This window comes from Arhodomonas sp. KWT (assembly GCF_010993615.1).
This window is the reverse complement of sequence record NZ_WNXE01000097.1, coordinates 1-10,907: the sequence shown is the minus strand read 5'-3', so window position 1 is coordinate 10,907 and position 10,907 is coordinate 1. Positions and strand designations below refer to the sequence as shown.

General features: G+C 59.6%; 10 protein-coding genes. 2 read left to right on the top strand and 8 right to left on the bottom strand.

Going from position 1 to position 10,907, the window contains the following annotated elements:
• Nucleotides 1–659: 659 nt before the first annotated feature.
• From G7A99_RS13075 to G7A99_RS13040, 8 genes are all read right to left on the bottom strand, one after another.
• Complete coding sequence (locus G7A99_RS13075) at nucleotides 660–1,646, bottom strand: glycosyltransferase family 2 protein (RefSeq protein ID WP_163140781.1); 987 nt, start codon at nucleotides 1,644–1,646, stop codon at nucleotides 660–662.
• Nucleotides 1,647–1,662: 16 nt separating this feature from the next.
• Nucleotides 1,663–2,655, bottom strand: coding sequence for a sulfotransferase (locus G7A99_RS13070; protein ID WP_163140778.1), 993 nt, complete (start codon nucleotides 2,653–2,655; stop codon nucleotides 1,663–1,665).
• A 30-nt stretch (nucleotides 2,656–2,685) separates the two neighbouring features.
• Nucleotides 2,686–3,714, bottom strand: coding sequence for a sulfotransferase (locus G7A99_RS13065; RefSeq protein WP_163140775.1), 1,029 nt, complete (start codon nucleotides 3,712–3,714; stop codon nucleotides 2,686–2,688).
• Nucleotides 3,715–3,739: 25 nt separating this feature from the next.
• Entirely contained in the window at nucleotides 3,740–4,423 is a 684-nt protein-coding gene (locus tag G7A99_RS13060; RefSeq protein WP_163140773.1) for a WbqC family protein, read from the bottom strand.
• Nucleotides 4,420–5,559 carry a DegT/DnrJ/EryC1/StrS aminotransferase family protein gene (locus G7A99_RS13055; RefSeq protein WP_163140770.1) on the bottom strand — a complete coding sequence of 380 codons (1,140 nt, stop codon included), beginning with the start codon at nucleotides 5,557–5,559 and terminating at the stop codon, nucleotides 4,420–4,422. The genes G7A99_RS13060 and G7A99_RS13055 overlap by 4 nt, the downstream gene beginning before the upstream one ends.
• A gap of 23 nt (nucleotides 5,560–5,582) precedes the next feature.
• Nucleotides 5,583–6,479: a glucose-1-phosphate thymidylyltransferase RfbA gene (gene rfbA, locus G7A99_RS13050; RefSeq protein WP_163140768.1), complete on the bottom strand. Its 897-nt coding sequence runs from the start codon at nucleotides 6,477–6,479 to the stop codon at nucleotides 5,583–5,585.
• A 36-nt stretch (nucleotides 6,480–6,515) separates the two neighbouring features.
• Nucleotides 6,516–7,538, bottom strand: a complete 1,023-nt coding sequence (locus tag G7A99_RS13045; protein ID WP_163140765.1) for an NAD(P)-dependent oxidoreductase — start codon at nucleotides 7,536–7,538, stop codon at nucleotides 6,516–6,518.
• A gap of 179 nt (nucleotides 7,539–7,717) precedes the next feature.
• Nucleotides 7,718–8,842 (bottom strand): UDP-N-acetylglucosamine 2-epimerase, encoded by a 1,125-nt coding sequence (locus G7A99_RS13040; protein WP_163140762.1) that lies wholly within the window; start codon nucleotides 8,840–8,842, stop codon nucleotides 7,718–7,720.
• Between the two features lie 114 nt (nucleotides 8,843–8,956).
• On the opposite strand from G7A99_RS13040, the gene G7A99_RS13035 reads away from it, so the two are divergent.
• Complete coding sequence (locus G7A99_RS13035) at nucleotides 8,957–10,294, top strand: flippase (protein WP_240466276.1); 1,338 nt, start codon at nucleotides 8,957–8,959, stop codon at nucleotides 10,292–10,294.
• Between the two features lie 218 nt (nucleotides 10,295–10,512).
• The coding region (locus G7A99_RS13030) for a pilin (protein WP_163140759.1) at nucleotides 10,513–10,907 on the top strand (395 nt) is incomplete at its 3' end.

Here is a 10,907-nt window from a genome sequence, read left to right as displayed (position 1 = left end):
CTAGTGTGCTCAGCACCTCTCGGGCCAACCACAGAGGATAACTCCTCGGCGAGATGCAATCATCCGAGACCCTACACCTACCCTTCTCATTGCCGGTGTGCAGCAGGCTCGGACCACGACCCTGCATACGCTGTTATCCGAGTACCCGGCAATCCATGTGTCGCGTCACAAGGAACCGCATCTCTTTTCTCTCGGAGAGCTGACACAGCGGCAATTTGACCGCTATATGGAGTGGGTTTCCGCGGCATCCACCGAACAGACCCTAGGGGGGGGTCACCGATCTGCTCGTGTTTGCCGGGCACGATGGAGTCGGCGTTGAAGTGGCAGGGAGCGTAGTCCCAAGTCGTTCTGAATTCTCCGCGCCCCTGTGGCGGGGGGTTATCCGCATTACTGGCACGAGGTCGAGATGGGTTGCGAGTACCTGCCGTTTCGTGAGGCGTTGGCCCGCTACCATTCGTCGGGTCGGGATCTCTTCTATCCGAAATCGGTCACGATCAATCGGAATCGTCGGTCACGTTCCGCCGGAATCAGCGGTCACGATGGGCCGGAATACGCAGGTGGGCACCGACACCGACCGCCTCGAAAGGCCGCGAATCGCGCTTCCGGGCGGCATTGGCCACGTCAAACCCGACGAAACGCGCATTACTTCAGCGCTTCCTTTAAGGTCGCAGTTGCCGCAAGAGCAGAAACGCGCGCCGCCCAAGCTGAAATGCCAATCGGTTTCCGCGCATCAGTGCAAGCACCAATTGTGGAAGGCGTTGTCCCTTCAAGCGAATATGCCGGCTCACCTCCGTATACCTTTCTCTATCACCCCAGGCGAGAAACTGTAGTGCGTAATTGAGCCTTACGTAGGCAAGGCGCTGATTCAAAGCCGGCTCTGGGATTCCCGGCATTCTTCGGAGTCTTTCCGTGAAGTGGAGCATTCGTTCGAGGCTCTGTTCCAGTATCTGACCCTCAGACCGGTTAAAACGGTTCGTATACGATCCCGGAACACCCCGCCGATACACGGACATGGTCTCGGGCAGATAGAGCACACCGGGTCTTCCCACGATGGCTTCGATGAAGAAGTCCCCCGTCGGGGGCGTCCCATGAAGCCACCAACTCGGCATTGCCTGGGCGGCTTCTCGGCGCATGAGTACCGAAGCGGTTGGGGCGAACTGATTGTGCCTCGCGATAACCTTTTCTACCGGGACAATGGTCTCGACCGGGCCGTGGTCGAAGCCCTTCTTCTGCTTTCCCGTGCGCATGGAAAGCCGCATGGCCGGGTGCACGCAAAGGTCGATCTCCGGGTGACGTCGCAGGGCATCGACCTGTTTCTGTAGTTTGCGTGGATCGGTCCAGTAGTCGTCGCCTTCACACAGGGCGATGAATTCGCCTCGCGCCTTGGGGTAGGTGAAGCGCTTGGGGCGGCGGCCCCGGGAGAACTGGTTCTCTTCCTGCAATATCGGCAGCACCTGGCCGTCGTGTTCCTTCGCCACTTCCCGGATGATCGCTGCCGTTCGGTCCGTGGAGGCGTCATCATGCACGATGACCTCCACGGCAAAGTCGGTTTCCTGCATCAGAATGCCTTCGAGCGCCTGGCGGATGAAGGCCTCGTGGTTGAAGGCATGACAGATGACCGAGACGGTCGGGGTCTCGTTCAGCATTGCTGATCGCCCTCGGTCACGTGGCCAACCTGCCGAGCCGCTTCTGATAGAAAACCCGCTTTGCCTCCATGTTGGCTCGCACCTCGGGTTCCGGTGCCGCGGGGGCTGCCTCGTTTTCCCGGGCGAGGGCTTCCCTGATCCGATCGGATGACATCTTGGCCAGTGTCTCCTCGGGAGTGTCAGGCTCGTATCCCAGCGCATGCATTTCGGGAAGGCAGATGCTTTCGATGAGGGCGATTTCCTCCGCGGACAGGGCATCGCGGTACTTGCCGAAATTGCTGCTCATGACCGGTTTGCCGAGGTTTTCCCAGGCTGGGAGTGTCTGAGCGTTCCTCCGGGTCAGTTCGTTCTCGTGAAAGCCCAGCATGCCGGGATCGAAAGGCAGGCCGTAGAAAGCGCAGAGGGACCGCGTGACCTCTTCCGTCGCCGCGACCAATTCTTCGTAGCGGATCATCCGTGACACTCCGCCGTCACGGAGAGCGGCATGGTTTTTCATGAATTGCTGCTGGTCCCGTTTCCACTGCTGTGCCCCATGCGCGACACCGCCCGGATGAGTGGGATTGCGCGACCAGGAAAGCGCCATGTCACGAGGGTCGCGGACCAGATAAAGAAACCGCGCTTCCGGGAAGTGCGTCAGGAGGAATGGAGTGAACTCGTATAGCTGGTTTTCCTTGACGAAGCAGTGCTGCTTGCCGTGGGCCCGGGCTTCCTCGAGAAAGATGTTCCTCAGGAGGTCGGCGAGCTGTCCGGGAGGCGCGAGATCGAGAAGGTCATCCTGGCTGAAGGATGTCCTCCACTGTGAAAACGAGACTCCGATCAGTCGCTCGATATCCGTCAGCAGTTCGGCCCAGTGTCCCTTGTCGCTCAGAGGTTCGTAACGGAAAGCATTCCGCGTTACCGGATTGAACAGGTGCTTGGGGCTGGGCCCGCAGACGTTGTGATGTGCATCCATGATCTTGGTGATCAGGTTGCTGCCGCTGCGTTCGGAGCACATCAGGAAGATGAACATGGGAAGTCCTTGTCGAAACGTGTTGATTGTTCAGCCCGGAATGGCGCGATAGGCCCACTTTTGCATCTTCGACCAGGCCGCTTCGACCTCCTGTCGGGAGTACTCGACCAGTCGCCATTGGTTCGTGATCTGAAAAGAGTCGGGCCCGTTGTAGTCGGGAAGGTTTGTTGACAGCCCCAAGGCGGACAAGCGCTCCGTGATCCCTTCATGGTGGCCGCGTGGATCCTTGCAGAAGTCCTCGTAAGCGATGGTGAGTCGCCGATGGGCCGGCACAGACCGCATGCCGATCTCGATGGAGCGGTTGATGGCCGCGATCTGGCCGGCGACCGATTCCAGCGGGTCGAGGTCCTTGAGGTCGGGGTATTCGCGAATGCGGAACGAGTACCACTGGCGGATGTCGCCATACTGGCGCTTGCGGGCCTCCAGTGCCGACTGGATGTTGAACACCGGATCCCGGTGGATGTGCACGAACAACGCATTGTCGAATCGTGCACTCAGGGCCGGGATGTTCTGGTTCATGATCATCGCCTTGAGGGCGAAAGGGCGCTCGAAGACGTTGGCCAGTGCATTGAGTTCATCGCGCAGTCCATCCAGGTGTCCATGGCGCACCAGCTCGTCTTCGGGTAGATAGTCCAGCTCATCGAAAGGCAGGAAGCGCCGCCAGAAGTACCAGAATTCGTTGGGCGAGAGTGCTCCCCGGGTTTTGCCGTTTTCCGAGCGGAAGTCGATCTCGGAGTTGAAGTCGAGGATCTCGTCCCGGAAGTTGTAGCGCGGGTCCGTGAGCAACTGCTGGATCCGTGCTCCGACCAGCGGGGCCCCATAGAAACGCGAAAGCAGGTTGGTCGGGTAGGCGGCCTGCCCGGTCTGGGCCAGCCACTGCATGAACATGGTTGTTCCCGACCTCAGTGCGCCGTGCACGAAGATCTTGGGAAGGCGCTCGCCACCGGAGTCGGCGGTGACTTCATTGTTGGCCGGAGCAAGCCGACCGTTGACCTCTGCCAGCAGCGCCTCCAGCTCCGGGTTTCTATCGAATGACTTTGTGCGTGACTCTCGACTCATCTCGTGGACCGTTTTGATCGGAGCACTATTGGAACTCGATTGCATTCAGCTGACGATGGATTGCCATCTCGTCCAAGGTCATTAGGTGATGCAGGAACGAGGGTTGTGTCGCGATTCCCGGAGGAGTATCCGGAGGACATAGGAAAAGCAGCTCGACTCCTTGTGATGCGAATCGGCCAGGGTCGTAGAGTGATTTGCCGCCAGGTAGGTTGATGTAGCGGTCTGCTCCTAGTTCGCCGCATAAATGCAGGATCCGATTCTCGCCGGTAAGAGTTGGCTGAGGGTCGAGCTCACTTGAGCGGAAAAACTGGGTCTTGATGGGCAAATTTATCAGTGGCTTTTTGATGCTCGTCTCGTTGGTACTGGAGACAGAGCATTCAGCGCTCTCGCCCAAAATCTCCCTGACTAACGAGTGCCACGTATGGAAGCCCGGCTGATCCTTGTAGCAGTGCTCGATGGTTCTTAGCGCTTTGCCGTTGTCGTTGGCATAACTGTGCTCCCGGATGTGCCGGTTCTGGGAGGCCTTCCTGACAGGCAACGTAAAACGAACGACATTGCCCTTGCTGTCGATCACCTGGTTTCGATTTACGAACCCACGCTTGATGAAGTTGACGTCGTCCAGGAATACGAAGATATCGGCGGCCGCTACTAGCTGGTAGTAGCCGATGTACGGGAACAAGTACGGCTGCATGATGGCAACCGTGGTCACGAATTCGCCTCCGCTTCGACGCATATCGTCACGATCCGCTCGACCTGGTCCTCGCCCAGGTCCGGGTACATCGGCAGGCAGATGACGCGTTCCGAGGCATGCTGGGCGATTGGCCAGTTGCCGCCCTTTATCCCGGGCAGGTTTCCGTACATGGGGAACTCGGGGATAAGCGGGTAGAAATAGCGTCGTCCGTAGATGCCATTCTCGCGCAGCCGAAAGTAGAGTTCGTCCCGGCTCAGCGGATAATCGTCTTCCACGAAGATCGGGAAGTAGGCGTGGTTGTAACGTGTCGCCTGGCTGCGCGGCGGGCAGTGGATGCCTTGCACCTCGGCCAGTGCCCTCCGGTAGGTGTTGTCCAGCCGGGCCCGACTGTCGATGGCCTCATCAACATGCTTCAGCTGCGCCAGGCCGATCGCGGCCTGAAACTCGTTTATCTTGGCATTGAGGCCGGGGGCTTCGATTGTGGTCTCGTCGACGATGCCGAAGTTCCTCAGCCGCCCGATCCTTTCCTTGGTGACGGCATCGGGACATACGACAGCGCCGCCTTCGAAAGTGTTGAATACCTTAGTTGCGTGGAAACTGAGGATGGAGAAGTCGCCGTGTCGCAGGATACTCCCGCCCTCGTCCTCGACGCGAAAACCGTGGGCCGCGTCGTAGATGACGATCAGGTCGTGCGCGTCGGCGATGGACTGGAGTCGGGAAACATCGCAAACGTTACCGTAGACGTGAACGGGCAGTATGGCGCTGGTGTGGGGCGTTATGGCGGCTTCGACCTGTTCCGGGTCCAAGTTGAGAGTATCCGGCTCCACGTCGACAAACACCGGCGTGAGGTTGTTCCATAAGAGTGCGTTTGCCGTGGCAACGAACGTGTAGGGCGTGGTGATGACTTCGCCAGTGAGGTTGGCGGCCTGCAGTGCCGTGACGAGTGCCAGCGTGCCATTGGCGACAAGTGCCAGATGCTCGACACCCAGGTAATCCTCCAGTGCGGCCTCCAGTCTCTGGTGCAAGGGGCCGTTGTTGCTCAACTGCCGGTTTTCCCACATCTCCTCTAGGTAGGGGATGACTTCCTTGAGGGGCGGAAGTTGCGGACGGGTCACGAAGATCCGTTCGTCCTGATTTTGCTTATCATGGTTCATGTGCGGGAGTCTTAGTGTCTTGTTCAGATGCCGATCGAGTTGGTTGTTTCATCCTCGACCAGACTCAAGAGGTAACGGGTGTACCCGTTGCCGGGCATCTGCTCCGCTCTGGTGGTAAGGTCCCGGGCGTTCAACCAGCCATTCCGCCAAGCGATTTCTTCCAGGCAGGCGATCTTGAACCCCTGCCGGCGCTCGACGGTCTCAACGAACTGTGCCGCCTCAAGCAGGGTTTCATGCGTGCCGGTATCCAGCCAAGCGAAGCCACGCCCCAACCGTTCGATCTGGAGCGATCCGGCTTCGAGATAGGCGCGGTTGATATCCGTAATTTCCAGCTCGCCACGACGGCTCGGACTGACTTGTTTGGCGATGTCCACTACCTCCCCGTCATAGAAGTAGAGACCGGTCACCGCATATTGCGACTTCGGTTGGCGGGGCTTCTCCTCGATCGACAGCACTTGCCCCTGCCGGTTGAACTCAGCCACTCCAAATCGCTCCGGGTCCTTGACCTGATAGCCGAACACGGTAGCCCCATGGGTTCTCTGGTTGGCCTCGATCAACTTGGGGCTGAAATCTGGACCGTAAAAGATGTTGTCGCCAAGGACCAAGCACACGGGCTGACCATTGATGAAACGCTCGCCGATAATGAAGGCCTCCGCCAGGCCATTCGGTTGCGTCTGGGTGGCATATTCCAAGTGGATACCTAAGTGGCCTCCGTCACCCAGCAATTGCTGGAAGGCGGCCTTGTCCCGTGGCGTGGTGATGATCAGTACCTCCCGTATTCCGGTCAGCATGAGTACGGACAGGGGGTAGTAGATCATCGGCTTGTCATAGACAGGTAGAAGCTGCTTGGAAACGGCTTCCGTCACGGGAAAAAGACGCGTACCAGAGCCGCCAGCGAGGATAATGCCCTTACGCATCATTGCCTCCCTTATCGATGGTGTGTCGAAGGGCAATCATCAGTGATCCAGGTCGATGATCCCACCGTGCATGTCGGTCTCCCGGATGATTCGGTGCCAAGCAACCAGGTTCTGGTACCACTTCAGTGTGATGGTCTTATCCGTTTTCTCGACACGTCCCTGCTCAAGAGCGTCGTGAATCTCGCGCACGCCATCTTCGGCCTCGTAGCGGGCCTTGAAGCCCAGCGCTTCAAGCTTTCTGAAACTGACCTTGTAGGACCGATGATCGGGATCTCCGTACCAATTGATCTCCACGCAGGTGGGAATCGTTCCGGCCACGGCCTCGGCCAGTGTGCGCAACTGATAATTGTTGGCATCGGAGCCGACATTGAAGATCTCGCCGCTGACTTCGCCAGGCTCCGTTTCCAGCATGAAGACCATGGCCCGGACCGTGTCATGCACATGAACCATGGGACGCCACTGGTTTCCGTCACGAAGCAGTGGCAGCTTACCGGTAGCCCACGCGCCATGAGTCATGCCGTTGATCGCGAGATCGAACCGCATCCGGGGCGAATAGCCGTAGACCGTGGCCTGGCGAAGAACGATGGCACAGAAACGCTCGTCAGCCAGTGGAAGGATGCCTTCTTCGGCCTTTCGGTTGGCGCGGGCATAGGTCGTGAGCGGATTGACGGGGCTGTTCTCATGGACGGTTTCATCCTGAAACCCGTAGACACTGCAAGAGCTTGGCAGGATGTACCGCTTGACCCCCAGCTGTTTTGCCAGATGTGCCGTATGGACTCTCGACGTATGATTGATCTGCCACGTCGCGTTCTCGAAGAGTTCCCCGCTGGGATCGTTGGAGAGGGCGACGAGGTCGATTACATGATCGACTCCCGCAAGATGCTCCGGTCGCAATCGGCGGCTGTCTTCTCTGATCAGTTTCAGCCTTGGGTGAGTCGGTAGCAGTTCCCGTCCGAAGAAGAAACGATCAAGTACCCGAACGTCGTAGCCGCGATCAAGCAACTCAGGGACGAGCACGCAGCCTATATATCCTCCGCCTCCGGTGACGAGTACTCGATCCATGCAATCCTTCCTGATTTGAGCGTTGGGCCGACCGGTGTCGTTAGACAGTGACGGTCTTGGCATAAAGGGCGTCGTGATCCGCGCTTTCAATCATAACTGAACTCACTGCACAGGTCGGGGGTTACGGAGTTTGAACATGCCTTTGTCCACCGCATGCCCGGGCGTGCCGTGGCGGTCAATTAATGCGAAGGGCTCAGCCTTGAAGCGAGATCGTCGACGATGACTGAGACCGGGTGTTGTTTCGGTAGCTCCCTTGGCGGCTTAACTGTCACGGTACAAGTCCGATCGACGACGCTGGTGATCGTTTCCTTCTCGAACTTGGTCAATACGACGTTTGAGTTGAGCCCCTCCTGGCGTTCGGTCGCCATGCGCATGAGAAGCGTGGGGACACCCAGGTAGGACAGCTCTTCCTGGTTGCTGCCGCCGTCGCTGATCACCAGCCGAGAACGGGCGACCAGTTGCATGAACGGGACATAGGTCATCCGTGGCCGCAGTTCGATATTCGGGTTCTGCTCAAGCGACTCGAGCCAGCCAAGCTCGGTGAAACGCTTTTCGGTGGTGGGGTGCAGGACGAGGATCACCCGCAGCCGCTCGGCCAGCCGGCGGATGGTGTCACGAATGACTTCCATGCGTTCTCGGGAGTAGAGGTTCTCGAATCGGTGAACGGACACCACGGCGTAGGGGGCATTATCGACATTCCCGGACGCAGCCGACTTGTCCAGCGCGGTTCGCAGCGCATCGAGGATGGTGTTGGCCTGGGTGTCCACGATGGCCGTCCGTCGGCTGTCGACGTTGCCGCAGGCCCAGCTGCCCGGACAGTAGGCGATCCTGGCGACGCGGGAGACGAGGATGCGCGTGATCTCTTCGGGGAACGGGTGTTGCCAGTCGAACGAACGCAGGCCGGCCTCGACATGGGCGACGGTGGTCCCGGAAAAACGACCGACGAAGGCAGCCAACAGCGTGGTGAAAGTGTCGCCGTGCGCCAGCACGATGGTGTGTCTTCTTGGCCTGGGTGCCCAATCGGCCCGCCCGCGCCAGAGTCGCCAGGCGGTGCGCAGCATCCAGAAGCCGGCCTGGACCATTCCCTTGACCTCCGGGCCCTCGTACAGCCGTTCCCGGGGAGTGATTATGCCGAATTCGTCCAAGAGATCGTCGATGGTCGCCTGATGCTGCCCGGTCATCAGCAGTCGGTAGGCAAGGTGGCGGCGTTCGAGCTCGGCAAGGAGGGGCGCCATCTTGATGACCTGGGCGCGTGTGCCGAGGATGGCGACAAGGCGCGGTTTTTCCGCCGGCGTGACTGACATCAATCCCTGCTCTCCGCCCCTTGGCAAAGGGCCCCCGTTCCAGGCGTTAGCGTACCATGGCGAACGGGTCCCGGCCGCCGAGGGCCGGGCCGGTGAGATGGAAGCGAGGACAGCGTGTCGGGCAACAAGGAACATGGCGAGGCAAAACGGTCGAGTCCGTGGCGGGGCGAGGGCCTGGCAGCGCAACTGCTTCGAGGCGGTGCCGGGGGGCTGCTGGCACGAATGGCGGAGGTGCTGCTGGGCCTCGTGGTTGTCGTGTTGCTCGCCCGCTTGTTGGGGCCGGCGGGCTATGGGGTTTATGCGTTTGTCTTCGCGTTGACCGCTGTTGTCTCCGTGCCGGTGCGGTTGGGTCTTCCTCCATTGGTGGTGCGCGAGACGGCTCGGGGCCAGCGGGACGGTGACTGGGGGGCGGTACAGGGGATCTGGCGCTGGTCCAGTGGCGCGGTGCTGGTGCTGTCCCTGCTTGTCGCATGCATCGGGCTGTTCGGGCTTTGGGCGGGCTGGGCCCGGGGGGAGTCACTGCGAGAAACATTGCCATGGGGGCTCGCGCTGATACCGGTAATGGCGCTCGGTGCCATTCGGTCAGCCAGCCTGCGAGGTTTGCGCCACGTGGTAGCGGGCGTATTTCCGGAGCAGGTTCTGCGCCCCGCGCTTATGGCGGGGTTGTTGTTGGTGGTGGTGATACTGCCGGATGTGGGACTTTCACCCGCTGGGGCGATGGCGCTCATGTGCGGCGCGTCCCTGGTGGCGTTCCTCGTCGGAGCCATGTTGTTGAGGCGGTATCGTCCGCCGCCATTGCGACAGGCCAAACCGGTCTATCGCCAGCGAGAGTGGTTCAAATCGTCCTGGCCGATGGCCTTTACTCAGGGTACCGAGCAGTTCATGCGACATGCCGATGTGCTCATGCTGGGGATGCTTGCGGCCACGGTGGATGTCGGGGTCTACCGTGTCGCGGCACAAGGCGCTTTGATCGTTCCGCTCGCATTGTTTGCACTCAACATGACCGCGGCTCCATTTGTTGCCCGGCTCCACTCGGAGGGCGAGCAGGCGAAGTTACAGAAGCTCATGAATCGTCTGGCTCAGGCAGCGTTGGCCTTCGCGCTGGCCGTGACGCTCGTGTTTATCGTGTTCGGTGACTGGTTGCTGCACACGTTTTTCGGTACGGAATACCTCTCTGCCTGGCTGCCATTGCTGATTCTTGCGCTGGGGCAAGTGGCCAGTGCCGGATTTGGTGCCACTAGCATGCTGCTCAACATGGCCGGCCATGAGCGCGAAGTAACTCGGGTCTTGACGGTAGCTGCCGGGCTTAACGTGGTGCTCAATCTCCTGTTGATCCCCTCGTTCAGCGTGATCGGCGCGGCCATCGCTACCAGCGGGAGCCTGGTTTTCTGGAATGTCTGGCTGTGGCTGATAGTGAAATCACGCCTCAGCATTCGAAGCTCGGCGATCTAACTAGCAAACGCTGACGCAAAACGGCCCTCTCTACCCCTGCCCCTGACGCAGACGGGCAATCAGCGCGCCAAGAATTTCCAGCGTCACAGCTGGAAATATGGCCCATAAGCCAGTTAGAGCCCCTATCCGCCGGCATTTCAGAGGCTGGCACCATTCGTGCTTATTCGGAGGCCACGACTATAACGAAAAATGCGATATCAGAACGCTCAGGGGTAATTATGCGACGAGTACAGGATGGGTTCACCCTCATCGAACTCATGATCGTGGTAGCGATCATCGGCATCCTGGCCGCAATCGCGGTTGGCGGTTACATCGACTATACAGGCCGGGCGCAGGTGGCGGATACGCTCACCGTCACTGATGGCTTACGTAAGTCGTTAACCGAGTACTACAGCAACAAGGGTTCCTTCGCCAACGTTGCGAGTGACACGGGAATCACAAACTCGGCCGACCAGTTGAGCGGTACCTATTTCGATACCAACAGCGTGACCGTTACCAGTGGCGGCACGATGGAGGTCGCTATCGACAGCGGGGTGCACCAGGGGCAGACCTTCACCATGGTGCCCAAGACGGCTTCGGACGGCCGGCTGGTCGGATGGCGCTGCGGCGGGCT

Bases quoted from the DNA above. Each gene is read 5' to 3' on its own strand.
- G7A99_RS13070 (WP_163140778.1), bottom strand. From the start codon at position 2,655: ATGTTCATCTTCCTGATGTGCTCCGAACGCAGCGGCAGCAACCTGATC.
- G7A99_RS13055 (WP_163140770.1), bottom strand. From the start codon at position 5,559: ATGAACCATGATAAGCAAAATCAGGACGAACGGATCTTCGTGACCCGT.
- rfbA (WP_163140768.1), bottom strand. From the start codon at position 6,479: ATGATGCGTAAGGGCATTATCCTCGCTGGCGGCTCTGGTACGCGTCTT.
- G7A99_RS13040 (WP_163140762.1), bottom strand. From the start codon at position 8,842: ATGTCAGTCACGCCGGCGGAAAAACCGCGCCTTGTCGCCATCCTCGGC.
- G7A99_RS13045 (WP_163140765.1), bottom strand. From the start codon at position 7,538: ATGGATCGAGTACTCGTCACCGGAGGCGGAGGATATATAGGCTGCGTG.
- G7A99_RS13065 (WP_163140775.1), bottom strand. From the start codon at position 3,714: ATGAGTCGAGAGTCACGCACAAAGTCATTCGATAGAAACCCGGAGCTG.
- G7A99_RS13075 (WP_163140781.1), bottom strand. From the start codon at position 1,646: ATGCTGAACGAGACCCCGACCGTCTCGGTCATCTGTCATGCCTTCAAC.